Raw genomic sequence first — 25,556 nt, 5'->3', positions numbered from 1 at the left:
AGCATCACCCTTCCGAGGGACCGTGAGCCGTGGAAGGGCGTGCGATGCTCGGGGAACGGCTCGGTTCTGTCACCATCGACGCACTCTGAGTGACATTCCGCATCTCCCCCGCGCAACACCCGAAGCCTCCGAGCATCCGAACTCCACGAAGGGCACCGGACATGGGTCCCCATCCTGCGGTCGCGGCGATACGCCTGGCGGTCCGCCGCGTACTCCACGACGTCCTCACCGACCTCACCGACATCCCCCGCCCCCGCGCGGCGGGCACCCAGCCCCTCGTCCTCGTCGCCTGCTCCGGCGGCGCGGACTCCATGGCGCTCGCCTCCGCCCTCGCCTTCGAGGCACCCAAGCTCGGCATCCGGGCGGGCGGCATCACCGTCGACCACGGCCTCCAGGTCGGCTCCGACCTGCGCGCCGCGGAGGTCGTGACCCGCATGACCGCGCTCCGCCTCGACCCGGTGGAGTCCGTCGCCGTGCGCGTCGGCCGCGAGGGCGGACCCGAGGCCGCCGCCCGCGACGCCCGCTACGCGGCCCTGGACGAGGCCGCGGACCGGCTCGGAGCCTGCGCCGTGCTGCTCGGCCACACCCGTGACGACCAGGCTGAAACCGTCCTGCTGGGCCTCGCCCGCGGCTCCGGCATCCGCTCGCTCTCCGGCATGGCCGAAGTCTCCGGCGGCCCCGGCCGCACCAACCGCTACCGGCGCCCCTTCCTCCAGGTCGACCGGCAGACGGCCCGCAAGGCCTGCATGGTCCAGTCCCTGCCCGTCTGGGACGACCCGCACAACATCGACCCCGCCTACACCCGCTCCCGGCTGCGCCACGAGGGACTGCCCGCCCTGGAGAAGGCGCTCGGCAAGGGAGTCGTGGAAGCGCTCGCCCGCACCGCCCAGCTCTCCCGGGACGACGCCGACGCCCTCGACGCCTGGGCCGCCGACGCCGAGGCGGGCGTGCGCGACGAGGACGGCCGCCTGGAGTGCGCCAAGCTGTACGCGCTGCCCCCGGCCGTCCGCCGCCGGGTGCTGCGCCGGGCCGTCGTCGCGGCGGGCTCCCCCGCCGGCTCGCTCTTCGCCCGCCACATCGAGGAAGTCGACCGCCTCATCACCGGATGGCGGGGCCAGGGCGCCATCAACCTGCCCGGCCGCGTCGAGGCCCAGCGGCAGGGTGGCAGACTTGTCATCCGGCAGGGCTGATTGGTGCTGAAACACGGCTGAGTCCTCCGGGGGCACCCCGGAGCCCCGGCCGACAACGAAAGTGATGCGGGTGGACGAGAAGGACATGGGCAACGACCTCCAGTCGGTGCTCATCACCAAGGAAGAGATCGACGCGAAGCTGGCCGAGCTGGCCGCGAAGATCGACGCGGAGTACGCGGGCAAGGACCTGCTCATCGTCGGTGTGCTCAAGGGCGCCGTGATGGTGATGGCGGACCTGGCGCGCGCCTTGTCCACCCCGCTCACCATGGACTGGATGGCGGTGTCCTCGTACGGCGCCGGGACCCAGTCCTCGGGCGTGGTGCGGATCCTCAAGGACCTCGACACCGACATCAAGGACAAGCACGTCCTGATCGTCGAGGACATCATCGACTCGGGCCTGACCCTGTCCTGGCTGCTGTCGAACCTCGGCTCCCGCCAGCCGGCCTCCCTCAAGGTCGTCACGCTGCTGCGCAAGCCCGAGGCCGCGAAGGTCGCCATCGACGTCGAGTGGGTCGGCTTCGACATCCCGAACGAGTTCGTCGTCGGCTACGGCCTCGACTACGCGGAGAAGTACCGCAACCTGCCGTTCGTCGGCACGCTCGCCCCGCACGTCTACGGCGGCTGACCCAGGCCGTCGAAGACGCCGTCACCGGCGGCGCCCCCGGGGGAACCCGGGGGCGGTTCCCGACGTTGGAGCTTGGGAAGGCGGGTCTGTCAGCCGTCCCTCGAGGTCGCGGGTGACAATACAGAGGTACATTCCGAAGAACAGTCTTTACTCACAGCAGCATTTACCTACGGGCAGGAGGGACGGGGTGCCCGGCACCCCGTATGGATGGACGTGAAGCGATACTTCCGTGGGCCGGTCATGTGGATCGTGCTGGCCGTCCTCGCCGTGGTCGTGTTGATGAACGTCGTCGGCTCCGGCGGCGGCTACAAGTCGGTGGAGACCAGCGAGGTCATCAAGGCGATCAACAGTGGCCAGGTGGACAGCGCCAAGCTGACCACCGGTGACAGCCAGATGATCAAGATCGAGCTGAAGAAGGGCCAGAAGCTCGGCAACAACAGCGGCACCAAGTTCCAGGCCAACTACATCGGGGACCAGGGCGTCCAGCTCGCCCAGAACCTCCAGAACAAGTACGAAGCCGGTCAGATCCCGGACGGCTACTCCGTCACGCCGGACAAGACCAGCCCGTTCCTGAGCGTGCTGCTCTCGCTCCTGCCCTTCGTCCTCATCGTCGTCGTCTTCCTGTTCCTGATGAACCAGATGCAGGGCGGCGGCTCCCGGGTCATGAACTTCGGCAAGTCCAAGGCGAAGCTCATCACCAAGGACACCCCGAAGACGACGTTCGCCGACGTCGCGGGCTCGGACGAGGCCGTCGAGGAACTCCACGAGATCAAGGAGTTCCTCCAGGAGCCGGCGAAGTTCCAGGCCGTCGGAGCCAAGATCCCCAAGGGCGTGCTGCTCTACGGCCCGCCCGGCACCGGCAAGACCCTGCTCGCGCGTGCCGTCGCGGGCGAGGCCGGCGTTCCCTTCTACTCGATCTCCGGTTCCGACTTCGTCGAGATGTTCGTCGGTGTCGGTGCCTCGCGTGTCCGCGACCTGTTCGAGCAGGCCAAGGCCAACGCGCCGGCGATCGTCTTCGTCGACGAGATCGACGCCGTCGGCCGGCACCGCGGTGCGGGTCTCGGCGGCGGTCACGACGAGCGCGAGCAGACCCTCAACCAGCTCCTGGTCGAGATGGACGGCTTCGACGTGAAGGGCGGCGTCATCCTGATCGCCGCCACGAACCGCCCCGACATCCTCGACCCGGCACTGCTGCGCCCGGGCCGCTTCGACCGGCAGATCGCGGTCGACCGTCCCGACATGCAGGGCCGTCTGGAGATCCTCAAGGTCCACCAGAAGGGCAAGCCGGTCGCACCGGACGTCGACCTCTCGGCCGTCGCCCGCCGCACCCCCGGCTTCACGGGTGCCGATCTCTCCAACGTGCTGAACGAGGCGGCCCTGCTGACCGCCCGCTCGGACCTGAAGCTGATCGACAACCACATGCTGGACGAGGCGATCGACCGCGTCGTGGCGGGCCCGCAGAAGCGGACCCGGATCATGTCGGACAAGGAAAAGAAGATCACCGCGTACCACGAGGGCGGACACGCCCTGGTCGCGGCGGCCTCCCCGAACTCCGACCCGGTCCACAAGATCACGATCCTGTCCCGCGGCCGGGCCCTGGGCTACACCATGGTCCTGCCCGACGAGGACAAGTACTCGACCACGCGCAACGAGATGCTCGACCAGCTCGCCTACATGCTGGGCGGGCGCGCGGCGGAGGAACTGGTCTTCCACGACCCGACCACCGGCGCCGCGAACGACATCGAGAAGGCCACGGCGACGGCCCGCGCGATGGTCACCCAGTACGGCATGACCGAGCGCCTCGGCGCGATCAAGTTCGGCGGGGACAACACCGAGCCGTTCCTGGGCCGCGAGATGTCGCACCCGCGGGACTACTCGGAAGAGGTCGCGGCGCTGGTCGACGAAGAGGTCAAGAAGCTCATCGAGACCGCGCACAACGAGGCCTGGGAGATCCTGGTCGAGAACCGGGACGTCCTGGACAACCTCGTCCTCGCGCTCCTGGAGAAGGAGACGCTGGGCAAGGAGGAGATCGCCGAGATCTTCTCCACGATCGTGAAGCGTCCGGCCCGTCCGGCGTGGACCGGTTCCTCCCGGCGCACCCCCTCCACCCGTCCGCCGGTGCTCTCTCCCAAGGAGCTCCAGCTGACGAACTCCGCGAACGGCACCTCGGCGGCAGCCGCGGCACCGGTCTCCACGGAGAAGGGCATCGAGGTGGCCCCGGAGGACCGCCCCGAGGCCTGACCCACCCGGAATGGAAGCCGCGCCCCCCAGGTTCTAGCCTGGGGGGCGCGGCACATTTGTACGAAGCCGCGCGTGCGCACAGGAACGAGGATGAGATGACCGACCCAGTGACCCTGACCGGTGGCGAGGGCACGATCGGCGAGTTCGACGAGAAGCGCGCCGAGGCGGCCGTCCGCGAGCTCCTGATCGCGGTCGGCGAGGACCCGGAACGCGAAGGCCTCCTGGAGACCCCGGCGCGCGTCGCGCGCGCGTACAAGGAGATATTCGCCGGCCTCTACCAGAAGCCCGAAGAGGTCCTGACCACGACGTTCGACCTCGGCCACGACGAGATGGTCCTGGTGAAGGACATCGAGGTCATGAGCTCGTGCGAGCACCATCTGGTCCCGTTCCACGGGGTGGCCCACGTCGGGTACATACCGTCCACGGACGGCAAGATCACCGGTCTCTCCAAGCTGGCCCGCCTGGTGGACGTGTACGCCCGCCGCCCCCAGGTCCAGGAGCGGCTGACCACGCAGATCGCGGACTCCCTGATGGAGATCCTCGACCCGCGCGGCTGCATCGTGGTCATCGAGTGCGAGCACATGTGCATGACCATGCGCGGCGTCCGCAAGCCCGGCGCCAAGACCATCACCTCGGCGGTCCGCGGCCAGCTCCGCGACCCCGCGACCCGCAACGAGGCCATGAGCCTGATCATGGCGCGCTGAGCCCGTGCCGGAGCCGGCGGCCGGAGAGGCCGTCTGGGAGCCGCTGAGCGAGGAGATCAGGCGCACCCTGGAGCTGCTGCTCGGCGGGGCGTCCGACGTCCACCGCGCCCTGCGGGCGCAGATCCCGTACGCCGAGATGCGCGACAGCGGCTGCTCCTGCCCCTGCGTGTACCTGCGGGTGGACGCGGACGCCGCGGCGGCCGCGCCGACGGGCCGGCGCCTCGGACCCGTGGCGGGGGCCTCCCTGATCGGCCCGGACGGCGGCTACGACGGCGAGGCGACCCTGTTCGCCTTCGAGGGCGTCCTGGCGGACCTCCAGTTCTGCGACTGGGAGGACTGGGGGCCCGGCCCGCGCCCGCTCTGGGAGTGGCTGGGAGACCGCTACGACTGAGCCCCTGAGGGGTCTCAGGCCGTGGCGCGGGCCTTGCCCGGGTCGTCGTCCTCGGGAAGCTTCAGGACGTGCTCCAGGAACAGCGCGGCGGCCACCACCAGGGCCCCGGCGACGACCGAGCCGCCCGCGTACCAGGTCTGGTCGCGGCGGGCCGGGACGTCCATGGCGTCGGTGAGCAGGAAGACGCCCACGCCGCCGTACATGCCCGCCACCAGGGCCGCGACCAGGGCGCTCGCCTGGCCGAAGACCACCGCCCGGGCCGCCATCAGCGGCTCCACGCCCTTCGCCCCCGGGCGGCGCTCCCGCTGGGCCTTGAGGCGGGCGCGCATCGACAGGGCCGTCGCCAGCAGGACGGCGGCGATCACCGCCAGCACGATCGGCGCGGCCAGCGGGACGCCCGGCAGGGTGCCGTACGCGTTCCACAGGCGGGCGCCCGCCCAGGACAGCACCCCGGCGATCGCGAAGATTCCCGCCAGGACCGCCGGCCTCAGTTGTTTCACTTGCCCGTCCCCTGTTCAGTGGCTGCTACCTGAACACGCTAACGGCTATTCCGGCAGGCGGAGTTCCAGGTCGGGGCGTGCCGTGACACCGGTGAGGCCGATCGCGGCCAGCAGCTCCGCGACGGGGCCGCGGCCGGGCAGCTGGGCCTCGGGGGCGATGTCGTGCCAGGGGGCCAGGACGAAGGACCGCAGGTGCGCCCGGGGGTGCGGGAGGGTGAGGACGGGGTCGTCGGAGACCACGTCGGCGTACGTCACGATGTCGACGTCGATCGTGCGCGGCCCCCAGCGCTCCTCGCGGACGCGGTCGAAGGCCTCCTCGATCGCGTGGGCCCGCTCCAGCAGGGAGGAGGGCGGCAGGGTGGTCTTCAGCGCGACGACGGCGTTCAGGTACGAGGGCTGCGAGCCGGGTTCGACGCCCCACGGCTCCGTCTCGTAGACCGGGGAGACGGCCTTGACCCGCAGCCCCGGGGTGTCGCCGAGGGCGTCGATGGCGCCCTGGAGGGTGTCCAGGCGGTTGCCGAGGTTCGCGCCGAGCGCGACGACGGCCCATTTCGGGTTGGACAGGGTGGTGTCCGCCGCGTCGACCGCCTCGACGACGGAGGCGGGTACCGGCTGGACGGTGGGGTCGCTCTGGGCGTTCAGTCCGTTGTTCATGCGCGGCTCCGGGTGATCGTGATGGTCACGTCGTCGAAGGGCACGGTGATCGGCGCGTCCGGCTTGTGGACGACGACCTCCACCTGTGCCACCGCCTCGTGCTTGAGGCACTGCTGGGCGATCCGCTCGGCGAGGGTCTCGATCAGGTCCACGGGCTCGCCCTGGACCACGTCCACGACCTCCTCGGCCACGACCCCGTAGTGCACGGTCTTGGCCAGGTCGTCCCCGGCCGCGGCCGGGCGGGTGTCCAGGTGCAGCACGAGGTCGACGATGAAGGTCTGGCCCTCTTCGCGTTCCCGGGGGAAGACGCCGTGGTGCCCGCGAGCCTTGAGGCCGCGCAGTGCGACACGATCCACGCGAATCACTCCTGCTTTCGTAGGTGCTTCCGGTCCCGGGACTCCCCGGGGCCATGGGCCTACGCCGAGTGCGGTCGGCGTCGTCCACCTTCGAATTTACCTGCGATAAACCCCGGGCCCCGCCCTTGGGGTCAGCCGGAGCCCTCTTCCTCCTCGTCATCGGAGTCCGTGAGCACCGGAGAACCGTGGTGGGACCAGAGGCGCCAGCCCTCCGGTGTGCGTCGGAACACATTCGTGGCGACGACCAGCTGACCGACCAGCGGGCCCAGCTCGCCGGCCTCCTGGGCCGGACCCCCGCTGAGGATGTTCTCCGTGCAGGTGACCAGGGCGGTGTCACCTATGAGGGCCACCTTGGTGTCGGTCAGGAAGAACTGGATGTACTCGGTGTGGGACATGATCAGCGCGTACGAGCGCAGCACCTCGCCCCGTCCCGAGAGCACCGGCCACCCGGGGTGGACGCAGGAGATCTCGTCCTCGAGCCAGAGCGCCGACAGCGTGTCGAAGTCCCCCTGCTCCATGGCCGCGTAGAAGGCCGTGTTGGCCTCTTCGACGGCTTCGATGTCGGTACGGCTCACCGTGCCCCTTCCCTGTACGTCCGGCGGGTGTGCGTCGGGCGGATCAAAGAGCCCCTTCCACGGCGCGGGCCACCCGAACCGCGTCCGCGGTCGCCCGTACCTCGTGCACCCGTACGGCCCAGGCGCCCTGGTGCGCGGCGATGGCCGACACGGCGGCGGTGGCGGCGTCCCGCTCGCGGGCCGGCGGCGGGGCGGTGTCGGCGGTGCCGGCCAGGACCCGGCCGAGGAACCGCTTGCGGGAGGCGGCGACGAGGAGCGGGAAGCCGAGGGCGCGCAGCTCGGGGAGGCGGGCGACGAGGGCCAGGTCGTGCTCGGCGTTCTTGGCGAAGCCGAGGCCGGGGTCGACGACGATCCGCTCGGGGGCGATGCCGCCGGAGACGACGGCGTCGATGCGGGTGCGGAGCTCGGCGGTGACCTCCGCGAGGACGTCGTCGTAGACGGCGAGGCTGTTCATGTTGTCGCTGAAGCCGCGCCAGTGCATGACGACGAAGGGGACCTCGGCGGCGGCGACGGCCGGGATCATCCCGGGGTCGGCGAGGCCGCCGCTGACGTCGTTGACGAGGCGGGCGCCGGCGGCGACGGCCTGTGCGGCGACGGCGGCGCGCATGGTGTCGACGGAGACGACGACGCCCTCGGAGGCCAGGCCCCGGACGACGGGCACGACCCGGCGGAGCTCTTCCTCGGCGTCGACGCGGGTGGCTCCGGGACGGGTGGACTCACCGCCGACGTCGACGAGGTCGGCGCCCTGGGCGACGAGTTCGAGCCCGCGCTTGACCGCCGCGGTGGTGTCGAACCACCGGCCGCCGTCGGAGAAGGAGTCCGGGGTGACGTTGACGACGCCCATGACCGCGCAGCGGTCCCAGTCGGGCAGCCCTGTGACGACGCCCCTGGGGGCCGGCCCGAGGTTGCTGTTCATGGGCTCCAGGGTAGATGGCCGGACGGCCCCCCCTGGGGGCTCCGCCCCCAGACCCCCGCGCCTCAAACGCCGACGGAGCTGGAAAGGCCGAACGCCGGCGGGGCTGGAAGATCCAGCCCCGCCGGCGTTTGAGGCGCGGGTCCGGGCGGAGCCCTGGGGGTACCTCCCAGCGGTAGCTGGGGGAGGAACGGTGGAAGGGCGGGCTAGGCGGCCTGGACCTCGCGGTCCTGCTGGGCGGGGACCTTCGCCTCGTGGACCGTGTGGGTGCAGGTGCGGACCGGCTTGGGGCGGCGGCGGCTGGCGAAGAGGCGGGGGAGGGCCAGCGTCACGAAGCCCTCCGCCTGCATCACGGCGAAGCCGATGCGCGGCAGGTCGCGGTGGTGCCGGTAGACCATGAAGCGCGGCTCCCAGCGGGGGCGGAACTTCTCGTTGAACTTGTACAGCGACTCGATCTGGAACCAGCGCGAGAGGAAGACGAGCAGGCCGCGCCAGGCCCGCAGGACCGGTCCGGCGCCGATCTTCTCGCCGCGGGCCAGGGCCGCGCGGAACATCGCGAAGTTCAGGGAGACCTTCTCGATGTTCAGCTCGGGGGCCCGCTGGAGGGAGGCGACGATCAGCAGCTCGTTCATGCCGGGGTCGGCACCGCGGTCGCGGCGCATCATCTCCAGCGACATGCCGTCCTTGCCCCACGGCACGAAGTGCTGGATGGCCTTGAGGTCGCCGAAGGGGCTGGTGTCGCCCTCCTCGACGCGGTGCGCGGTGGCGATGATGCAGTCGCCGTCGCCCGGGTCGCCGACGCGGCCCAGGGCCATGGAGAAGCCGCGCTCGGTGTCGGTGCCGCGCCAGGCCTCGGCGGCGCCGCGTACGGCGGTCAGCTCTTCCTCGGTGAGCTCGCTGACCCGGCGGACCTTGGTGGTGTAGCCGTTGCGCTCGATGCGCTTGACCATCTGGCGGACGTTGCGCATCGGGCGGCCGGAGAGGGAGAAGTCTTTGACGTCGACGATGGCCTCGTCGCCGAGCTCCAGGGCGTCCAGGCCGGTCTCGCGGGTCCAGACCTCGCCGCCGGTCTCGCTGCAGCCGACGACGGCGGGGGTCCAGGAGTGGGCCTTGGCCTCCTCCATGAACCGCTCGATGGCGCCGGGCCAGGCCTCGACGTCGCCGACCGGGTCGCCGGAGGCGAGCATCACGCCGGAGACCACGCGGTAGGTGACGGCGGCCTTGCCGCTGGGGGAGAAGACGACGGCCTTGTCGCGGCGGAGCGCGAAGTGGCCGAGGGAGTCGCGGCCGCCGTGCCGGGTGAGCAGCTCGCGCAGCTTCTCCTCGTCGGCGGGGGTGAGCCGGGCGGCCGGGTGCTCGGGGCGGAAGGCCAGGTAGATCGTGGTGACGGCGGTCAGCATGCCGAGGGCGCCGAGGGAGTAGCCGACGGTCCAGGAGACCCGGCCGGCGTAGTCGACGGGGCCCTCGAAGCCGAAGAGGCCGTAGACGACGTGGGTGATCTGCTCGTACAGGCTGGGGCGGCCGACGACCTTGCCCGGGTGCACGTTGACGATGACCAGGCCGAGGCCGATGGAGCCGGCGCTCATCAGGACGAAGTTGGCCAGGGCCTTCCAGCGGCTGCGCGGGTCCGGCAGGGCCTTGAATTCACTCTGGTGGCGCACCAGCAGCGCGAGCAGGACGGCCGAGATGACCACGCCGATGACGGAGTGGCGGTACGCGAACTGCGCGACGGCGCCGGCGGGCAGCAGGATGACCGCGGCCCGCCAGGCGCGGCGCTTGTGGCGCTTGAGACCGTGCGCGAGCAGCAGGATGAGCACGCCCGCGCTGATGGAGAGGGCCGCGGCGAAGGGGCCCAGGGAGCCGGGCAGCACCTCGGTGACCGCGTGGAACCGGCTGTGACGGAATCGCGGGAAGACGCCCGCCGCGATGTCCAGAAGGCCGACGATCATGACGGCCGTACCTACGAGACCGGGCACCGACTCCGGTCGTGGTCCGCGGAAGATTCGCCGGACCGTACTCGGAACCTGTCCCGACTTATCGCCATCTATCCTGCTAGACATCGCTTCCCGTTGCTCCGCGAGAGATCATGTGGCCGAAGGCCGTGACAGCCTCCGGAGTGTGGTGCGTCCACTAGGACGACATCGGCGGGGAGCGGGTTCACTCTTCCGTCGGAAAAATCCTGTCCTGCCATCAGAAAGTCGACTGACTGCTCATGGGTCTCACCAGTAATACGGTTCTGGTCCTGGCCATCATCGCGGGCGTGGCCTTGTTCGCGGTCACGGTCTGGGCCTGGCCGAAGCTCTCGGGGCGCGGTGTGCGCGCGGTCCTGGGCCGGATCGGCCTGCTGCTCGCGACCCAGCTGGCGCTGTTCTCGGCAGTCGGTCTCGCGGCGAACAAGTCGTTCCTCTTCTACGGGTCGTGGGCGGACCTGTTCGGCCAGGAGACGGCGATCGGCAAGGTCGTCGACCACTCGATGAGCAGCAAGGACATCAAGGTCCTCGACAAGCAGAAGCTGGACGTGCCCGGCGGCGGCAAGCCGCAGGTCGGCGGTCAGATCCTGAAGGTGGCCATAACCGGCCAGAAGTCGAAGATAACGAGCCCCGGCTACGTGTGGCTGCCGCCGGAGTACTTCCAGCCGCAGCACAAGGACCAGAACTTTCCGGCTTCGATCGTCCTGACGGGCTACCCGGGCACCGCCGAGAACCTGATCAAAGGGCTGAACTACCCGATGACGGCCTTCAAGCAGGCCAAGGCGGGCAAGATGAAGCCGATGATCCTGGTCATGCTGCGGCCGACCATCGCGCCTCCGCGCGACACCGAGTGCGTGGACATACCCGGTGGCCCGCAGACCGAGACCTTCTTCGCGCAGGACCTGCCGCAGGCCATCCAGTCCACCTTCCGGGTGGGCAAGAGGCCGCAGAACATGGGCTTCATCGGCAACTCCACGGGCGGCTACTGCGCCCTGAAGATCGCCGCGCACCACCCGCAGACCTTCGGCGCGGCGGTGGGCCTGTCCGCGTACTACAAGGCGGCGGACGACGCGACGACGGGTGACCTGTTCCACGGTGACGCCAAGCTGAAGGCCCGCGCGGACGTGCTGGAGAGCCTCCGGGACAAGAAGCCGACCGGTACGTCCTTCCTGGTCACGACCAGTGAGAAGGGCGAGGACAACCTGAACGACACCAGGAAGTTCCTCAAGCTGGTCAAGGGCCCGGACCGGGTTTCCTCGATCATCCTCGACAGCGGCGGCCACAACTTCAACACCTGGCGCCGCGAGATCCCGCCGATGCTGGTGTGGCTGAGCGGCCGCATGCAGGCCTGAGCCCCGTGCTCGCAGGACGGTACGTACGTGAAGGGCCCGGCTCCGGCCGGGCCCTTCACGCGTGTCCGGGGTCCGTCAGGCGTCCTGGAGGCCGGCCCGGCGCAGCGCCCGGTGCACGCCGCCGGGGGTGAGTACGCCGGCCAGCGCGCCGGAGCCCGGGTCCGTGACCCCGATCCGGCCGGAGTCCTCCTGGAGCAGGGCGGCGAGGGCCTCGCGCAGCGACGCCCCCAGGGGCACGGTCACGGCGGGGTCCGGGCCGCCGTCGGGGGCCGTCAGGTCGGCCGTCGCGACGGCGGTGACCGCGAGCCGCTTGAGGCCGCGGTCGGCGCCGACGAACGAGGCGACGTACTCGGTGGCGGGCGCGGCGAGCACGGCGGCCGGGCGGGCGAACTGCTCGATGGTGCCGTGCCCGTAGACGGCGATCCGGTCGCCGAGCCGGACGGCCTCGTCCAGGTCGTGGGTGACCAGCAGGATCGTCTTGCGGACGGTCCTCTGGAGGGTCAGGAACTCGTTCTGGAGCCGCTCGCGCACCACCGGGTCCACCGCGCCGAACGGCTCGTCCATCAGCAGCACCGGCGGGTCGGCGGCGAGCGCGCGGGCCACGCCGACGCGCTGGCGCTGCCCGCCCGACAGCTGCTGGGGGTAGCGGCCACCGTAGACGGCCGGATCCAGCCCCACGAGTTCGAGCAGTTCGGCGGCGCGGGCGCGGGCCTTGGCCGTCGGAGTGCCGATCAGCTGGGGCACGGTCGCCGTGTTCTCCAGGACCGTCCTGTGCGGGAACAGCCCGACCTGCTGGATGACGTACCCGATGCGGCGGCGCAGCTCGACCGGGTCGGCGGCCGCGATGTCCTCGCCGTTCAGCAGGATCCGGCCGGAGGTCGGCTCGATCAGCCGGTTGACCATCTTCATCGTTGTCGTCTTGCCGCAGCCGGACGGGCCCACCAGCGTGACCAGCTCGCCCTCCGCGACCTCGAAGGACAGCTCCTCGACGGCCGTCGTCCCGTCGGGGTAGCGCTTGGTCACTCGCTCGAATCGGATCACCCCGCCATCCTCCACCAACACGCCCCCGGACGGACGAAGGGTTTGTCAGGGGAGTGTTGCGGCTGTGCGAATGATTCCGGCCAACACGGGCACCGGGGGTTATGGTCGCTCGGAGGCCGCTCCGCGGCACACGCGTGCGAGGGGGGAAGGGGTGAGCGGCATGGCCGGGCAGGGCTGCCTGGTGGCGAACGACTGGATCTGCTGGGAGTACGTCACGTCCCGCTCCGGCGAACTCGCCGACGCCACCGTCGAACACGTCTGGATCACCGCCGTGTCGGTGTTCGTCGGCGTCGCCGTGGCCGTGCCCCTCGCCCTGCTGGCCCGCCGCGGCCGCCGTTGGGCGGCCCCCGTGCTGGGTCTGACCACCCTGCTCTACACGATCCCCTCGCTCGCCATGTTCTCCCTGCTGCTGCCCTTCTTCGGGCTGTCGGCGGCGCTCGTGGTGACCGGTCTGGTGCTGTATTCGCTGACCATCCTGGTCCGCAACCTGCTGGCCGGCCTGGAGGCCGTCCCCGAGGACGTACGCGAGGCCGCGCGCGGCATGGGCTACGGCCCGGCCCGGCTGCTGTGGCAGGTCGAACTCCCGCTGGCGCTGCCCGCGCTGCTCGCCGGGGTGCGGATCGCCACGGTGTCGACGGTGGCGCTGACCACCGTCGGCTCCATCGTCGGCAAGGGCGGGCTGGGCAACCTGATCGCGCCCGCCGTGAACAGCTCCTTCAAGGCACAGGTGCTCACCGCCTCGGTGCTGTGCGTGCTGCTCGCGCTCGTCGCCGACCTGCTGCTGCTCGGAGTGCAGCGGCTGCTGACCCCGTGGACGCGGCCCGGCCGCCGTTCCGCGAAGGCGAAGGGGGCGTGAGGGCATGGGCGTGATGGCACGGGCCTGGGACTGGCTGGCCGACGGGGCCAACTGGTCCGGCGAGGCGGGGGTGTGGCACCGGCTCGGCGAGCACGTCTACGTCAGCGGGATCGCCCTGGCCATCGCCTGCGCGGTGGCCCTGCCGGCCGGGCTGTGGCTCGGCCACCTCGGCAAGGGCGGCACCCTGGCGGTGAACGTCTCCAACGCCGGGCGGGCCGTCCCGGTGTTCGCGGTGCTGGCCCTGTTCATGGTCTCGCCGCTGCGCAGCGCGGGCTACGTGCCGACCATCGCCGCGCTGGTGCTGTTCGCCGTACCGCCGCTGCTGACCAACGCGTACGTCGGCATGCGCGAGGTGGACCGCTCGGTGGTCGAGGCGGCCCGGGGCATGGGCATGTCCGGGCGCCAGCTGTTCCTGCGCGTGGAACTGCCGCTGGCGCGCCCCCTGGTGATGACCGGGCTGCGCTCGGCCGCGGTGCAGGTCGTCGCCACCGCCACGATCGCGGCGATGGTCGGCCAGGGCGGCCTGGGCCGGATCATCACCGCCGGCTTCAACACGTACAACACCCCGCAGGTGGTGGCGGGCGCCGTGCTGGTGGCGCTGCTGGCCCTGGTGGTGGAGGGCGCGCTGGTGGCTGCGGACCGGCTGCTGCCGGGGGCCCCGTCGCGCTGAGGCGCGGCCGGCCGTCCTCCTTCTTACCGATCCCTAAGGAGCATGATGAGCAAGTCCACGCGCGTCCTCGGCGCGACCCTGGGCGCGGCGGCCCTGACCGTTTCGCTCGCCGCGTGCGGCGGCGAGAGCCTGGAGAAGGCCAAGGACGGCGGTTCCGCCTCGGCCCCCGCCGGGGGCGGGAAGGGCAGGCTGGTGGTCGGCGCGGCGGGCTTCACCGAGTCCAACGTGCTGGCGGAGCTGTACGCGCAGGTCCTGCGCGGCGCCGGCTACGACACCTCGATCACCACCGTCAACAACCGGGAGCTGTACGAGCCGTCGCTGGAGAAGGGCGAGATCGACGTCGTCCCGGAGTACGCGGCCACGCTCGCGGAGTTCCTGAACGCCAAGGTGAACGGTCCGAACGCGCCCAAGGAGAAGCCGGTCGCCTCCAGCGACGCGGCGGCGACCGTCGCGGCGCTGGAGAAGCTCGCGGCGCCGCTCGGGCTGAAGGCCCTCCCGGCGGGCTCGGCCGTCGACCAGAACGCCTTCGCGGTGAGCCGGGAATTCGCGCAGAAGAACAACCTCAAGTCCCTTTCCGATCTTGGAAAGTCGGGGCTGAAGGTGAAGGTCGCGGCGGGTGACGAATGTGCCGTCCGCCCCTTCTGCGCACCCGGACTGGAGAAGACGTACGGAATCTCCGTTTCCGGCATTGACCCCAAGGGAGTCGGCACCCCGCAGGCCAAGCAGGCCGTCAAGGACGGGGTGGACCAGCTGGTGCTGACCACCACCACCGACGCCACCCTCGACGGCTACGGCCTGGTCCTGCTGGAGGACGACAAGAAGCTCCAGAACGCCGACAACGTGCTGCCCGTCGTCAACGCCAAGGACGCCGGGGCCCCGGAGGTCGCCGCCGCCCTCGACGCGCTCACCAAGGCGCTGACGACCGCCGACCTCGTCGAGTTGAACCGCAAGGTGGACGCGGAGCGCGCGAAGCCGGCCGACGTCGCGAAGGCCTATCTGGACTCGAAGGGCCTCCTGAAGAAGCAGTAGTTACGTGTTTGACGGCCAATAGTGGGGTAACTGCCCGGGAACAGATTGCCGGGCGGGTATCCCACGCACCGTCCACGCCCTGTAAATTTCAGGCCATGCCCCGTGGACGCCACCGCAATCCCGAGCCCCTGCACCGACTTCTCACGCCGACGGCCGTCGCCGGGGTGTCCGTGGCCAGCGCCGGTGCGGCCTGGCTGCTCGCGGAACCCCTCGCGCTGCGCCTGCTCGTGGCCCTCACGGCGGCCGCGGGCGTGGGCGGTGCCGTCCTCATGCGCTCCTGGGACCGGGCGGCCGGCCGCCGGGTGGCGGAGCTGGCCCGTGAGCGGGTCAAGGACGAGTGGAAGACGGACGAGCGGATAGCCGAGCTCGAATCCGACATCGAGGAAGCCCGCCTGCTGCGCGCCCGCCTCGACGCCAAGCTGCGCGCCAAGCGGGTCGAACTGGCGGGCCTGCGCGGGGAGCACGCCGCGCTGCTGCGCCGGTACGCGACCGCCGAGACCGAGCGCGCCAGCGCCCTGGAGAAGCGCCGGCTGCTGGCCATCGAGGCCGCCTCCGCCCCGGCGGGCGGCCCCAAGGAGCTCCCCGCCGTCTCCGAGGAGCGCACCGGCGCCGGAGCACCCACCCCGGTCGGCTACGCCCGGGCCCACGCCGCGATGTCGGCCCTGGCCCGCAAGGCGGAGGAGCGGGCCGCGGCCGCTCCCGCCGCCGCGGCCACGCACACCCGCCCGGCCGCCCCCGCCCCCGCCCCCGCCCAGGCGTCGGGGGTCCCGGCCCGCCGGCCGGCGGCGCCGGTGTCCCCGTACGCGGCCCAGCGCCGCACCGCCTCGCGCGTCGAGGGCGGCTTCGACTTCTTCGGCACCAAGAACGCCGCCCAGGCCCGCGCCGTGATCGAGTCCGTGCAGAACGAGGACCTGGCCGACGTGGTCGGAGCCGAGGCCCTCGCCGTCCACAAGGCGGAGACGGCGGGCGGCGACGCCGAGCCGGAGTTCAAGGCGGCCACCCCCGAACAGGAGGCGGTGGGCCAGGTCATCGACCTGACGGCGCACGACGAGACCGAGCCCATCGACGTCGTCCGGCTCCGCACGGCGATCTCGTAGGCGCGGCGCAGTGCGCGAGCGCCGCCAGGGAGAGCCCGGCGAGGTCTTCGACTGCCCCTGCTGCTTCCAGCCCACCCTGGAGTCGAGCGCCTGCTTCGAGATCTGCGGCGAGTGCGGCTGGGAGGACGACGGCCAGGACGACGAGGACGCCGACCGTGTCCTGGGCGGCCCCAACGGCGCCCAGAGCCTCACCGACGCCCGGCGCGAGTACCGGGAATGGGCAGCCGGGCAGACCGACGGCTCCTCGGTGACGCGGGGCGGGCCCGGTGCGTGGCGGACGGCGGCCCGCGCCGTCCTCGCGGAGGAGCCGAAGGACACCCCCTAGGCCCTGTCCGGGCGATCGGGACGTCCGTGTCGGCGGAGCCCGTGTACAGGCGTACCGGGGCGGCCGGCTTCGAGTGGCTCCCGTCGGACAGGTCTTCCACAGCCTGTGCACAAGGTGCACGGGAAGACCTCCGCCGGGTCCTGGCACAGCGGGTCCGCCGGTTCTGCGGGCTCAGGGGAAGACGAGTACGAGCCCCACCGCGAGCAGCTCCAGCACCAGTTGGGCGCCCAGCGCCCGGCCGCGCAGCCGCGCCGGCGCGGCCAGGGCCAGCACCATCGCCACCGCCGCCGCACCGCACAGCACCAGGAAGAAGACCCCGGGGAAGGGGGCGCAGCCGCCGTACATCAGGCAGCGGGAGCCCTTGTCGGTGGCCAGGACCAGGATCTTCGCCGCCACCAGCGCGGGCACGAACAGCGCGGCGGCGATCAGCGCGCGCACGGGGATCCGCCGCGCCCCGGCGGACGGGGGCGCGGCGACGGTCGGGGGCTGCGGGTTCCAGGTCATGCGGCCATCCTGTCCCGGCGGGCCGGCCCGCGGATCCGTACGCGTACTCAGTCTCACCGGCCCCCGTACCCAGGAAGCCGAAGGCCGCGCCGGCTCAGAACAGCGGCAGCTGGCCCGCATGCGGCCCGAGGACGAAGCCGTCCAAGGTCGGGGCGGAGGCGCCCAGCACCACCCGGGCCCGGGAGCCGGGGCAGGACACCAAGTCGGCCCGGCCGCGCCCGGACGGAGGGTCGTGGCGGGCGATCCGGCCGGCCGTCACCGCGCAGTCGCGGCCGCAGGAGGGGCAGGCCCGTCGGGGGGAGTGGGACATGCCCCCAGTCTGCCCTGCCGCACCGACAGCGAAGCCGTCAGGAGGCCTTCGAAGGTTCCTTTGCGGCCCTGGAGGCGAGCCAGGCCCCGTGGGCCTCGTCCACCCGGGCCCACAGGGCCTCCCGGTCCGCCTCCGTCAGGTCGTCGAGCCGCTGCAGGAAGACGCCCTCCAGCACCTCGAAGAACTCCCGCTCCCCGGCCAGTTCCCGCTCGGCCGTCACCTTCCCGCCCCCCGACAGACGGGTCAGGACCCGGCCGCGCAGGATGTCCACGCCGTCCGCGTCCCGCCGGAACAGCGCGGAGGTCCGTACGAAGGAGGAGTCGGGGGAGGTCGACAGCCAGGTGTGCGCCTCCTCGAAGTCGGCCGTCGTCGCGGGGGCGTCGCGGAAGTTCACCCGGGGCATGTGGCCGTCGGGGGTGAGGTAGCTCCAGCCGGGGCCCTCGCCCTCCAGCGGGTCCAGCCGCCGCAGCGCGTAGCGGAAGCCGCCCTGCTCGTACGAGCCCTCGCGCAGCGGCAGCGGCTCGTACGGGCCGTCCCCGAGCCCGGCGTCCACCCAGTACGCCGCCCCGTCGACGCGCACGGTCAGCGTCAGGTGCCGGCCGTTGACCACGCGCGACCCGGCGTCGGCCTCGACCCCGCCGAGGTGGCGGGTCACGTCGTAGCCCAGGACCTCCAGGAGCGCCGCGAAGGCGCCGTTGAGGTGGAAGCAGTAGCCGCCGCGCCCGTCGGCGAACCGGCGCGCCGACAGCCCGGGGTCGATGCCGGGCGGCCGGCCGAGCTGGATGTCGATGTTGTCGTAGGCGATGCGCTCCAAATGGGCGCGCTGGAGCGCGAACAGCCCCTCGGCGGAGGGGACGCCGGGCTCGGTCAGGCCGAGCCGGCGCAGGTAGTCCGTGTACGTGCCAGTGGTCATGGGGGCACCCTAGGAGCCGGCACCGACACGGCACGGGCGGAATTCCGCCCGACTGTCAGGTCGCGGTCGCGGTCCCGGCGGACGGACGCCCTACTTGTCGATGTCGCCGACCACGAAGAAGAGCGACCCGAGGATCGACACCATGTCCGCGACCAGCTGCCCGGGCAGCAGCACCGCCAGCGCCTGGATGTTGTTGAAGGAGGCGCTGCGCAGCTTCAGCCGGTACGGGGTCTTCTCGCCCTTCGAGACCAGGTAGTAGCCGTTGATGCCGAGCGGGTTCTCCGTCCAGGCGTACGTACTGCCCTCCGGTGCCTTCAGGACCTTCGGGAGCCGCTGGTTGACCGGCCCCGGCGGCAGCTCCGCCATCCGGTCCAGGCAGGCCACGGCCAGGTCGAGGGCGTTGTGCGTCTGGTCGAGCAGCACCTCGAAGCGGGCCAGGCAGTCGCCCTCGGTGCGGGTGACGACCTTCAGCACGTCGGCCAGCTCGCCGTACGCCAGGTACGGCTCGTCGCGGCGCAGGTCGAAGTCGACGCCGGAGGCGCGTGCGATCGGGCCGGACACCCCGTAGGCGTGCACCGCCTCGGCGGACAGGACGCCGACGCCGCGGGTGCGGGCCCGGAAGATCTCGTTGCCGCGGACCAGCTTGTCGTAGACGTCCATGCGGGTGCGGACGTCGGCGATGGCGGCGCGGGTCCGGCCGAGCCAGCCGGCGGGGAGGTCCTCCTTGAGGCCGCCGACACGGTTGAACATGTAGTGCATGCGGCCGCCGGAGATCTCCTCCATCACGGCCTGCAGCTCCTCGCGCTCGCGGAACGCGTGGAAGATCGGGGTGATACCGCCCAGTTCGAGGGGGTACGACCCGAGGAACATCAGGTGGTTCAGGACCCGGTTCAGCTCGGCGAGGAGCGTACGCATCCACACCGCGCGCTCGGGGACCTCCATGCCGAGCATCCGCTCGACGGCCATGACCACGCCGAGCTCGTTGGAGAACGCGGACAGCCAGTCGTGGCGGTTCGCGAGCATCACGATCTGGCGGTAGTCGCGCGCCTCGAAGAGCTTCTCGGCGCCCCGGTGCATGTAGCCGACCACCGGCTCGGCGCTGGCGATGCGCTCGCCGTCCAGGACGAGCCGCAGGCGCAGCACGCCGTGGGTGGAAGGGTGCTGGGGTCCGATGTTGAGCACCATGTCGGTGCTCTCCGCCGCACCGCCGATGCCGACCGTGGTCTCCGTCATGGGCGCATTGTCTCAGTCCTAGGGTGGGCGCATGGATACGGGGACGAAGGGTGAGACGGGCCGCCCGGAGTGGGTGGGCCTGCCGGGCGGGCTGCGCGGGGTCCGGCGGCTGCTGCTGGTGATCTGGACGGTGCCGCTCACGGTGGCGACCGGCGTGTCGCTGGGGCTGGCCGTCGGGCCGTGGTGGGCCGTCTTCGCGGCGTTCTGGCCGGCCGTGCTGGTCTGGGGGTGGGTGCTGATCGGGCGGAACTGGCGGTCCTGGCGGTACGCGGAACGGGCGGACGACCTGCTGATCAGCCGGGGGGTGCTGTGGCGGGAGGAGACGGTGGTCCCGTACGGGCGGATGCAGCTGGTGGAGGTGACCTCGGGCCCGCTGGAGCGCCGCTTCGGCCTGGCCTCGGTCCAGCTCCACACGGCGGCCGCCGCGACGGACGCCAAGATCCCGGGCCTGGCCCCGGCGGAGGCGGAACGCCTCCGCGACCGCCTGACCGCCCTGGGCGAAGCAAGGTCGGCGGGCCTGTGACGCCCCGCTCCGCGGGGGAACCCGGCCCCCCGCCGCGGCCGCCCGCCGACCCGCGGCCGCCCACGGACCCGCAGCCGCCCGCCGACCCGCAGGGGACCGGCGAGCGCCGGCTGCACGTGCTGACCCCGCTGCGCCGCGCATGGGTGCCCATCGGGGCCACCGCCGGTGTCGTGATCCAGCAGGGCGAGCGCGCCCAGGAGTGGGTGGGCGGCCTTACCCCCGCCGTGCGGCTGCTCATGGTGGCCGGGCTGGTCCTCTTCTTCGGCACGTACGGCTTCCTCAGCTGGTGGTTCACCCACTACGCCGTCACCGACACCGAGCTCCGCATCCGCACCGGCCTGCTCTTCCGCCGCACCGCCCACATCCGCCTCGACCGCATCCAGGCCGTGGACGTCACCCGCCCGATGCTGGCCCGGATCGCCGGGGTCGCCAAACTCCGGCTCGACGTCGTCGGCACCGAGGCGAAGGACGAGCTGGCCTTCCTCGACGAACGCGACGCCGTCGCCCTGCGCGCCGAGCTGCTGGCCCGCGCGGCCGGTTTCGCGCCCGCCGAGGCCGTCGCCGTCGGCCAGGCCCCCGCGCGGGAGCTGCTGCGCGTATCCGTACGGGACCTGGTGGTCTCCCTGCTGCTCGGCCTCGACGTGTGGATGGCGCTGGCCGGCGGGCTCGTCGCCCCGCTGGTCGTGTGGCGGGTCAGCGACAGCCTCTGGGCGGCCGTGGTCATCCTGGTGCCGCTGCTCGGAGCGGCGTGGGGCGGCACCGCGGGCCGGTTCCTCGCCGGGTACGACTGGACCGTCGCCGAGTCCCCCGACGGGCTGCGCCTGGACCACGGGCTGCTGGACCGGGCCCACGAGACGGTCCCGCCGGGCCGCGTGCAGGCCGTACGGATCGTGGAGCCCCTGCTGTGGCGGCGGCGCGGCTGGGTCCGGGTGGAGCTGGCCGTGGCCGGCTCCAAGAACGGGGTACTGGTCCCGGTGGCCACCCGGGACGCCGCCCACGCCCTGATCGCCCGCGTACTGCCCGGCGCGGACCCGGCGGGCCTGGAATTCAGCCCCTCCCCGCGCACCGGCTCGCGGTGGGTGGTGCCGGTGTGGTGGAAGGGATACGGCCTGGCCGTATCCGGCGAGGTCTTCGCGGCCAGGAGGGGCCGCCTGTGCCGGCGTACGGAGATCGTTCCGCATGCGAAGGTACAGAGCGTGCGCCTCTCACAGGGCCCCTGGGAGCGTGCACGCGGGGTGGCCGACGTCCATGTGGACACCGGCGCGAACACCACCGTCACCGCCCGGCTGCGTGCCGCCGCCGAGGCCGGCGACCTGCTGCACGACCAGGCGGTCCGCTCCCGCACCTCCCGCGCCGCGGCCCGCCCCGACCGATGGATGACCTGAGATGACGACGGCCTACGAGCGGCTGCTCGGTACCGATTTCGACGGCGCTCCCACCGACGACCCGTACGACGTGATCTGGGAGGGCGAGGACCATCCCGCCCACCGCGACCGCGTACCCGGCCTCACCGCCCTCCTCGACGACCCTGCCGCGAGCGACGGCGAACGCCTCATGGCCCTGGTCGCCCTGGTCCACTGGGCCGAGCCCGCAGGCTTCGAGGCCGTCCTCCGGGCCGCCACCACCGACCCCAGCGCCGCCTTCTGGTACGGCTGGTCCATCGACCGCTGGTTCTCCCAGGACCGCAGCTACGGGCTCTTCTGCGAAGCCGCCGTCGACAGCCGGGGGCTGGCCGAGGAGAAGGGCACCTCGGAGCTGCGCGCCGCGACCCTGCGCGCCCTGGTCGGCCTCGCCGACCGGGAGGGCTTCGACAACCGGCTCGGCGACTGCCTGGACACGGATTCCGTACGGGACTGCCTGCCCGGGATCCGCGCGGCGGTCGAGCGGGGGCTCGCCCGGATGCGGGCCGGCGAGCGCTTCTCCTTCGACGTCGAGACCCAACTGGTCGGCCTGGCGGGCGCCGTGACCCTGGTCGACGAGGAACTCGCCGTGGAACTGCTCCGGCTGCTGTTCGACAACGCCCCCTCCGGCCGCGCCCTCCGGCACGCCGCCGGCCCCGTCTCCCGCTGCCAGGGCCCGGCCGGCAGGGCCCTGGCAGCCTGGCTGTGGGAGGCCGGGGACGAGTACGTACGGGAGGTCCTGGGAGAGCGGCAACCTACGGGGGGCGATTTTCGGACAGACGTTCAGGCCGGATGAAACCGTGTTTGTGTTCGCAACGTCCCTTCGGTAGACAGGTACGCACGCAAGTGACGGAACAACACGTCAGGGGTGGGTGAATGAAGTTCGACATGGGCAGCACCACGCTGTCCGAACTGGGCAAGGCCACGGGCGGCTCCAGCGACGACCTCGGCACGCTGATCAAGCTGCTGGTCGCCGCCGCGGACCCGCTGGAGGGCAAGTTCAACGGCGTCGGCCGGCAGGCCTTCGACTCCTTCAAGCGGCGCTCCGACGCGATCACCGCCGAGCTGAACGCCTCGCTGCGCGCCATCCTCGGCGGTCAGGCCGGGATGGACACCTCGTTCACGACCGGTGACCAGGAGCAGGGCGACAACGCCCACCAGAACATGGGCTCCGCGAACTTCGACGCCGCTCGCTTCGGCGCGCGCTGACACCCGGGGGACTGACAGACATGGCGAACCAGGACCGCACTTCGTACGACATCGCCGCCTCCGTGGAGGTCCAGGGCGGCCTCGGCGGGATCATCGGCCAGCTGGAGCGGGTGCTCGGCGACCGTGACAACGCGGTGAAGGCCGCGATGGCCGAGTTCCAGGCCGACGGCGTCTCCGACGAGTACCACGGCAAGGAAATCCGCTGGAACAAGGCGGCGAACGAGGTGCGCGACATCATCCGCCTCGTCCGCACCACGCTGGAGCAGAACGACGCGACCGCGCAGGCCACGCTGCAGAAGGCCAAGGCGGCGGTCGACAACATCGGCTGACGCCGGGACGCACGGCGGACGAGGGACGCGAGGACACGGGGGTAGGGCATGGACTGGGACATCAAGCCGTCCGGCGTGCAGGGGGTCGTCAACAAGACGATCACCGCCGCCGAGGGCTTCCAGAAGGCGGGCAAGTCGCTCCAGACGGAGCTGCCGGAGGCCGCGAAGCACGCGGGCACCATCACGCCGGGCGGCGGCACCGGCGGCGAGGGCGGCGGCATGGGCCCGATCGCCGGCGCGCTGGGTGAGCTCATGAAGGCCCACGAGTACCGCCTCGCGTTCATCGGCGCCCGCACGGAGGCCTCGCTCAACGGCGCCATCAAGGCGACGACGGAGTACGTGAACGGCAACATCGAGCAGGCCCAGAACGCGCAGAACGAGGCGCTGAAGGAGCCGAAGGTCGACCTTCCGGGGGCGGGTCAGAAGTGACCGACCACGTACCGATCAATCCGTGCACGATCCCGCAGTTCACGGGTGACCTGGACGCACTGGAGCAGGACCACGCGGCGATCACCACGGCCGCGGGCACGTTCCGCGACGCGGGGTCGAACGTGGACTCCGAGTTCCAGGGCCTGTCCGCGTTCTACGCGGCTCCCGAGGCGGCCCAGCTGTTCGCGACGACCAAGCCGGTGAAGACGGACAGTGACTTCTTCGCCGACCAGCTCGAATCGGCGGCGAAGGCGCTGGGCGAGTACGTCACCGAGGCCCGCCCCATCGTCGCCCGGCTGAAGGAGCTCCAGGCGAAGGCGACGACCTTCACCAGCAAGATCAGCGGGGATGAGCACTGGAAGGACGACGGGGACAAGATCGATGAGAACAACGATCTGATCCACGACGTCAACGCGGCGGCCGAGGCGTTCTGGGCCGCCGAGCGGACCTGCGCAAACAAGATCCGCGCCCTGTACTGCGCACCCCCTTTGACCGTGAACGACGGTTCCAACGGCGCGAACATGTACGGCTACAAGGCCGATGACCTCAACAAGGTCCAGGACCTGCCGTGGGGTTCGCAGCTGGAGGAGACCCACCGGGCGTGGGAGGTCGGCTACTGGGTGAAGTCGTTCGTGTGGGACGGCATCATCGTCGACGGGATCTGGGGCACGATCCGGGGCCTCGGCACGCTGGTGGGCGTGGACGGCTGGGACGCGGCCGGCCAGGCCTGGACCGGCCTCGCCAAGCTCGCCACCGGCCTGGCGATCACCACCATCCCGGGTGTCGGCACGGCGTTCTGGATGGCGGACGACAAGCAGCTCCCGGGCTGGCTGAAGGACTCGCGCACGGCGATGAAGGAGACCGGCAAGGCCCTGGTCGCCTGGGACGAGTGGGGCAAGAACCCCGCCCGCGCCGCCGGCGCCGTCACCTTCAACGTCCTCACCACCGTCTTCACCGGCGGCGCCGGCACCGCCGCGAAGACCGGCGCCGTCGCGAAGGTCCTCTCGGTGGCCGGCAAGACCGGCCGCCTCATCGACCCGATCACCTACATCGGCAAGGCCGGCTCCCTCGCCAAGCTGAAGATCGGCGACCTGTTCGCCAACCTCGGCAAGGTCGACGGCGCCTTCCCCAAGATCGACGACGTGGTGTGGAAGGACCTCCCCAAGGCCGACGCCCCCGGGGTCAAGTTCCCGCACCCGGACGACACCGTCCAGCTCACCGACGACGCCCTGGGCCGTCCGCAGTACTTCGACAAGGTCACCAACCAGCTCCTGGACCACAAGGGCCTGCCGAAGCAGGACCTCACCTCCGTCCCCAAGGGATCGGACCACCCCCTGGCCGAGGTCCCCAAGCGCCAGGAAGTCACGGTCGGCGGCCCGGCCCGCACGGCGGACGTCACCTCCCACACCCCGGGCGGCACGGCCACCCACACCCCGGGCGGCGGCGCGACCCACACGCCGGGCGGCACCGCGGACAACATGCCGCACAACAGCCACACCGAACCCGGCGGCACGGGCGGCCACGGCAACACCGACACCACCCCCACCGGCGGCGGAGCAACACACACGGACACCCCGTCCACAGGCGGCGGCCACGGCGACGGCCCGACGGTCCCGCACCAGGGCAACCATGGCGGCACCCCGGGCGAACCGGAGGCCCCGAAGGCGGGCGAGCCGGGGGCGGGTACGCCTTCAGAGCGGCCTGCCGGGCCCGCACCGGCCTTCACTGCCGAGGAGAAGGCGGCTCACTGGACCCACCTCGACGAGGTTGAGGCGCGCCACCCGGAGAGCTTCGACGAGCTCAAGCGGGATCCAGACAAGAACGGCGGGGTCAACGACAGCTCGATGGACGAGGCGCGTGTGGGCCTTGACCTCGCGGAGTCCGGGCGTCTCCCGGACGACATCGCCCGCCCGCACGCGGCCGACCACGGGGAGTTCTACTCGGAGACCACTGGTCGCTACTACGACATCAAGGGCGTCCACTCGGACTATCCGCCGTTCAACAACATCAAGAACAAGACCGGCCCGTTCCAGGGCGCCTACAATCCCTCACGGCACGGCGCCAGGTGGGAAGAAAAGCTGTCCGAGCAGATCGTGACCCGGGAACGCATCGTGATTCTCGACATGCGCAATGCCGACCAGGTCGCCATTGACGACATCCGGGGGATCATCGAGAGGAATGGCTGGGAGAATGATGTCATCTGGTACCCGTAAGGGG

At 71.6% G+C, this 25,556-nt stretch carries 29 protein-coding genes; 18 read left to right on the top strand and 11 right to left on the bottom strand.

Features of this window, described 5'->3' with window-relative positions; all coding sequences use genetic code 11:
* Positions 1-161 precede the first annotated feature (161 nt).
* From tilS to ACZ518_RS15525, 5 genes are all read left to right on the top strand, one after another.
* The gene (gene tilS / locus ACZ518_RS15545) at positions 162-1,190 is read left to right on the top strand and encodes a tRNA lysidine(34) synthetase TilS (protein ID WP_362461939.1); all 1,029 of its coding nucleotides are present in this window, start codon (positions 162-164) and stop codon (positions 1,188-1,190) included.
* Between the two features lie 64 nt (positions 1,191-1,254).
* Positions 1,255-1,815, top strand: a complete 561-nt coding sequence (hpt, locus tag ACZ518_RS15540) for a hypoxanthine phosphoribosyltransferase (RefSeq protein ID WP_007264874.1) — start codon at positions 1,255-1,257, stop codon at positions 1,813-1,815.
* 207 nt (positions 1,816-2,022) lie between these two features.
* A complete protein-coding gene (ftsH, locus tag ACZ518_RS15535) occupies positions 2,023-4,056 on the top strand; it encodes an ATP-dependent zinc metalloprotease FtsH (RefSeq protein WP_469113566.1) in 2,034 nt (677 codons plus the stop codon).
* Between the two features lie 95 nt (positions 4,057-4,151).
* A complete protein-coding gene (folE, locus tag ACZ518_RS15530) occupies positions 4,152-4,760 on the top strand; it encodes a GTP cyclohydrolase I FolE (RefSeq protein WP_468163453.1) in 609 nt (202 codons plus the stop codon).
* A 4-nt stretch (positions 4,761-4,764) separates the two neighbouring features.
* Positions 4,765-5,151 (top strand): hypothetical protein, encoded by a 387-nt coding sequence (locus tag ACZ518_RS15525; RefSeq protein ID WP_469113565.1) that lies wholly within the window; start codon positions 4,765-4,767, stop codon positions 5,149-5,151.
* A 14-nt stretch (positions 5,152-5,165) separates the two neighbouring features.
* Here the strand turns inward: ACZ518_RS15525 and ACZ518_RS15520 are convergent, their stop codons facing one another.
* The 6 genes from ACZ518_RS15520 to ACZ518_RS15495 all read right to left on the bottom strand — a co-directional run bounded on the left by ACZ518_RS15520 (position 5,166) and on the right by ACZ518_RS15495 (position 10,209).
* Positions 5,166-5,651, bottom strand: coding sequence for a DUF3180 domain-containing protein (locus ACZ518_RS15520; protein WP_469113564.1), 486 nt, complete (start codon positions 5,649-5,651; stop codon positions 5,166-5,168).
* Positions 5,652-5,696: 45 nt separating this feature from the next.
* Entirely contained in the window at positions 5,697-6,305 is a 609-nt protein-coding gene (gene folK, locus ACZ518_RS15515; protein ID WP_469113563.1) for a 2-amino-4-hydroxy-6-hydroxymethyldihydropteridine diphosphokinase, read from the bottom strand.
* Positions 6,302-6,661 (bottom strand): dihydroneopterin aldolase, encoded by a 360-nt coding sequence (gene folB, locus ACZ518_RS15510; RefSeq protein ID WP_030010912.1) that lies wholly within the window; start codon positions 6,659-6,661, stop codon positions 6,302-6,304. Before folB ends, folK begins: the two co-directional genes overlap by 4 nt.
* Positions 6,662-6,792: 131 nt before the next feature.
* Complete coding sequence (locus tag ACZ518_RS15505; protein WP_469113562.1) at positions 6,793-7,236, bottom strand: nuclear transport factor 2 family protein; 444 nt, start codon at positions 7,234-7,236, stop codon at positions 6,793-6,795.
* 43 nt (positions 7,237-7,279) lie between these two features.
* On the bottom strand, positions 7,280-8,152 hold the full coding sequence (folP, locus tag ACZ518_RS15500) for a dihydropteroate synthase (RefSeq protein WP_469113561.1): 873 nt from the start codon (positions 8,150-8,152) through the stop codon (positions 7,280-7,282).
* Between the two features lie 203 nt (positions 8,153-8,355).
* Positions 8,356-10,209 carry a phosphatidylglycerol lysyltransferase domain-containing protein gene (locus tag ACZ518_RS15495; RefSeq protein WP_469113560.1) on the bottom strand — a complete coding sequence of 618 codons (1,854 nt, stop codon included), beginning with the start codon at positions 10,207-10,209 and terminating at the stop codon, positions 8,356-8,358.
* 152 nt (positions 10,210-10,361) lie between these two features.
* Between ACZ518_RS15495 and ACZ518_RS15490 the strand changes: the two genes are divergently transcribed.
* Positions 10,362-11,471, top strand: coding sequence for an alpha/beta hydrolase (locus ACZ518_RS15490; RefSeq protein ID WP_469113559.1), 1,110 nt, complete (start codon positions 10,362-10,364; stop codon positions 11,469-11,471).
* A 75-nt stretch (positions 11,472-11,546) separates the two neighbouring features.
* Here ACZ518_RS15490 and ACZ518_RS15485 read toward each other — a convergent pair whose 3' ends face one another.
* The gene (locus tag ACZ518_RS15485; protein ID WP_469113558.1) at positions 11,547-12,512 is read right to left on the bottom strand and encodes an ABC transporter ATP-binding protein; all 966 of its coding nucleotides are present in this window, start codon (positions 12,510-12,512) and stop codon (positions 11,547-11,549) included.
* Between the two features lie 160 nt (positions 12,513-12,672).
* On the opposite strand from ACZ518_RS15485, the gene ACZ518_RS15480 reads away from it, so the two are divergent.
* The 5 genes from ACZ518_RS15480 (at position 12,673) to ACZ518_RS15460 (ending at position 16,489) form a co-directional block, all read left to right on the top strand.
* Entirely contained in the window at positions 12,673-13,368 is a 696-nt protein-coding gene (locus tag ACZ518_RS15480; protein WP_469114000.1) for an ABC transporter permease, read from the top strand.
* Positions 13,369-13,372: 4 nt separating this feature from the next.
* Positions 13,373-14,038, top strand: a complete 666-nt coding sequence (locus ACZ518_RS15475) for an ABC transporter permease (RefSeq protein WP_469113557.1) — start codon at positions 13,373-13,375, stop codon at positions 14,036-14,038.
* 45 nt (positions 14,039-14,083) lie between these two features.
* Positions 14,084-15,067, top strand: a complete 984-nt coding sequence (locus ACZ518_RS15470; protein WP_469113556.1) for an ABC transporter substrate-binding protein — start codon at positions 14,084-14,086, stop codon at positions 15,065-15,067.
* Positions 15,068-15,162: 95 nt separating this feature from the next.
* On the top strand, positions 15,163-16,164 hold the full coding sequence (locus tag ACZ518_RS15465) for a hypothetical protein (RefSeq protein WP_469113555.1): 1,002 nt from the start codon (positions 15,163-15,165) through the stop codon (positions 16,162-16,164).
* 10 nt (positions 16,165-16,174) lie between these two features.
* Complete coding sequence (locus tag ACZ518_RS15460) at positions 16,175-16,489, top strand: CPCC family cysteine-rich protein (protein WP_469113554.1); 315 nt, start codon at positions 16,175-16,177, stop codon at positions 16,487-16,489.
* Positions 16,490-16,660: 171 nt separating this feature from the next.
* Here ACZ518_RS15460 and ACZ518_RS15455 read toward each other — a convergent pair whose 3' ends face one another.
* The 4 genes from ACZ518_RS15455 to ACZ518_RS15440 all read right to left on the bottom strand — a co-directional run bounded on the left by ACZ518_RS15455 (position 16,661) and on the right by ACZ518_RS15440 (position 19,449).
* The gene (locus ACZ518_RS15455) at positions 16,661-16,993 is read right to left on the bottom strand and encodes a hypothetical protein (protein ID WP_469113553.1); all 333 of its coding nucleotides are present in this window, start codon (positions 16,991-16,993) and stop codon (positions 16,661-16,663) included.
* Positions 16,994-17,087: 94 nt separating this feature from the next.
* Positions 17,088-17,303 carry a hypothetical protein gene (locus ACZ518_RS15450; RefSeq protein ID WP_469113552.1) on the bottom strand — a complete coding sequence of 72 codons (216 nt, stop codon included), beginning with the start codon at positions 17,301-17,303 and terminating at the stop codon, positions 17,088-17,090.
* Between the two features lie 37 nt (positions 17,304-17,340).
* Positions 17,341-18,216: an arylamine N-acetyltransferase family protein gene (locus tag ACZ518_RS15445; RefSeq protein ID WP_469113551.1), complete on the bottom strand. Its 876-nt coding sequence runs from the start codon at positions 18,214-18,216 to the stop codon at positions 17,341-17,343.
* A 90-nt stretch (positions 18,217-18,306) separates the two neighbouring features.
* On the bottom strand, positions 18,307-19,449 hold the full coding sequence (locus ACZ518_RS15440; RefSeq protein ID WP_469113550.1) for an NADH-quinone oxidoreductase subunit D: 1,143 nt from the start codon (positions 19,447-19,449) through the stop codon (positions 18,307-18,309).
* 31 nt (positions 19,450-19,480) lie between these two features.
* Between ACZ518_RS15440 and ACZ518_RS15435 the strand changes: the two genes are divergently transcribed.
* The 7 genes from ACZ518_RS15435 to ACZ518_RS15405 all read left to right on the top strand — a co-directional run bounded on the left by ACZ518_RS15435 (position 19,481) and on the right by ACZ518_RS15405 (position 25,552).
* Complete coding sequence (locus tag ACZ518_RS15435; protein ID WP_469113549.1) at positions 19,481-19,972, top strand: PH domain-containing protein; 492 nt, start codon at positions 19,481-19,483, stop codon at positions 19,970-19,972.
* Positions 19,969-21,357 (top strand): PH domain-containing protein, encoded by a 1,389-nt coding sequence (locus ACZ518_RS15430; RefSeq protein WP_469113548.1) that lies wholly within the window; start codon positions 19,969-19,971, stop codon positions 21,355-21,357. The genes ACZ518_RS15435 and ACZ518_RS15430 overlap by 4 nt, the downstream gene beginning before the upstream one ends.
* A 1-nt stretch (position 21,358) precedes the next feature.
* Entirely contained in the window at positions 21,359-22,168 is an 810-nt protein-coding gene (locus tag ACZ518_RS15425; RefSeq protein WP_469113547.1) for a hypothetical protein, read from the top strand.
* A gap of 80 nt (positions 22,169-22,248) precedes the next feature.
* Complete coding sequence (locus ACZ518_RS15420) at positions 22,249-22,581, top strand: hypothetical protein (protein WP_469113546.1); 333 nt, start codon at positions 22,249-22,251, stop codon at positions 22,579-22,581.
* Between the two features lie 20 nt (positions 22,582-22,601).
* Positions 22,602-22,910, top strand: a complete 309-nt coding sequence (locus tag ACZ518_RS15415; RefSeq protein WP_469113545.1) for a pore-forming ESAT-6 family protein — start codon at positions 22,602-22,604, stop codon at positions 22,908-22,910.
* A 48-nt stretch (positions 22,911-22,958) separates the two neighbouring features.
* Complete coding sequence (locus ACZ518_RS15410) at positions 22,959-23,339, top strand: DUF6507 family protein (RefSeq protein ID WP_469113544.1); 381 nt, start codon at positions 22,959-22,961, stop codon at positions 23,337-23,339.
* Positions 23,336-25,552 (top strand): hypothetical protein, encoded by a 2,217-nt coding sequence (locus ACZ518_RS15405; protein ID WP_469113543.1) that lies wholly within the window; start codon positions 23,336-23,338, stop codon positions 25,550-25,552. Before ACZ518_RS15410 ends, ACZ518_RS15405 begins: the two co-directional genes overlap by 4 nt.
* Positions 25,553-25,556: the final 4 nt, after the last annotated feature.

Source organism: Streptomyces sp. NPDC033966, from assembly GCF_055575955.1.
This window is presented reverse-complemented; position numbering and strand designations above follow the sequence as displayed.

Coding starts and splice junctions, on each gene's coding strand:
- ACZ518_RS15445 (WP_469113551.1), bottom strand. CDS start 18,216: ATGACCACTGGCACGTACACGGACTACCTGCGCCGGCTCGGCCTGACC.
- ACZ518_RS15440 (WP_469113550.1), bottom strand. CDS start 19,449: ATGACGGAGACCACGGTCGGCATCGGCGGTGCGGCGGAGAGCACCGAC.
- ACZ518_RS15475 (WP_469113557.1), top strand. CDS start 13,373: ATGGGCGTGATGGCACGGGCCTGGGACTGGCTGGCCGACGGGGCCAAC.
- folE (WP_468163453.1), top strand. CDS start 4,152: ATGACCGACCCAGTGACCCTGACCGGTGGCGAGGGCACGATCGGCGAG.
- ACZ518_RS15465 (WP_469113555.1), top strand. CDS start 15,163: ATGCCCCGTGGACGCCACCGCAATCCCGAGCCCCTGCACCGACTTCTC.
- ACZ518_RS15415 (WP_469113545.1), top strand. CDS start 22,602: ATGGCGAACCAGGACCGCACTTCGTACGACATCGCCGCCTCCGTGGAG.
- ftsH (WP_469113566.1), top strand. CDS start 2,023: ATGGACGTGAAGCGATACTTCCGTGGGCCGGTCATGTGGATCGTGCTG.
- ACZ518_RS15480 (WP_469114000.1), top strand. CDS start 12,673: ATGGCCGGGCAGGGCTGCCTGGTGGCGAACGACTGGATCTGCTGGGAG.
- folK (WP_469113563.1), bottom strand. CDS start 6,305: ATGAACAACGGACTGAACGCCCAGAGCGACCCCACCGTCCAGCCGGTA.
- ACZ518_RS15495 (WP_469113560.1), bottom strand. CDS start 10,209: ATGTCTAGCAGGATAGATGGCGATAAGTCGGGACAGGTTCCGAGTACG.
- ACZ518_RS15410 (WP_469113544.1), top strand. CDS start 22,959: ATGGACTGGGACATCAAGCCGTCCGGCGTGCAGGGGGTCGTCAACAAG.
- ACZ518_RS15450 (WP_469113552.1), bottom strand. CDS start 17,303: ATGTCCCACTCCCCCCGACGGGCCTGCCCCTCCTGCGGCCGCGACTGC.
- ACZ518_RS15470 (WP_469113556.1), top strand. CDS start 14,084: ATGAGCAAGTCCACGCGCGTCCTCGGCGCGACCCTGGGCGCGGCGGCC.
- folP (WP_469113561.1), bottom strand. CDS start 8,152: ATGAACAGCAACCTCGGGCCGGCCCCCAGGGGCGTCGTCACAGGGCTG.
- ACZ518_RS15420 (WP_469113546.1), top strand. CDS start 22,249: ATGAAGTTCGACATGGGCAGCACCACGCTGTCCGAACTGGGCAAGGCC.
- ACZ518_RS15455 (WP_469113553.1), bottom strand. CDS start 16,993: ATGACCTGGAACCCGCAGCCCCCGACCGTCGCCGCGCCCCCGTCCGCC.
- ACZ518_RS15435 (WP_469113549.1), top strand. CDS start 19,481: ATGGATACGGGGACGAAGGGTGAGACGGGCCGCCCGGAGTGGGTGGGC.
- tilS (WP_362461939.1), top strand. CDS start 162: ATGGGTCCCCATCCTGCGGTCGCGGCGATACGCCTGGCGGTCCGCCGC.
- ACZ518_RS15490 (WP_469113559.1), top strand. CDS start 10,362: ATGGGTCTCACCAGTAATACGGTTCTGGTCCTGGCCATCATCGCGGGC.
- hpt (WP_007264874.1), top strand. CDS start 1,255: ATGCGGGTGGACGAGAAGGACATGGGCAACGACCTCCAGTCGGTGCTC.
- ACZ518_RS15425 (WP_469113547.1), top strand. CDS start 21,359: ATGACGACGGCCTACGAGCGGCTGCTCGGTACCGATTTCGACGGCGCT.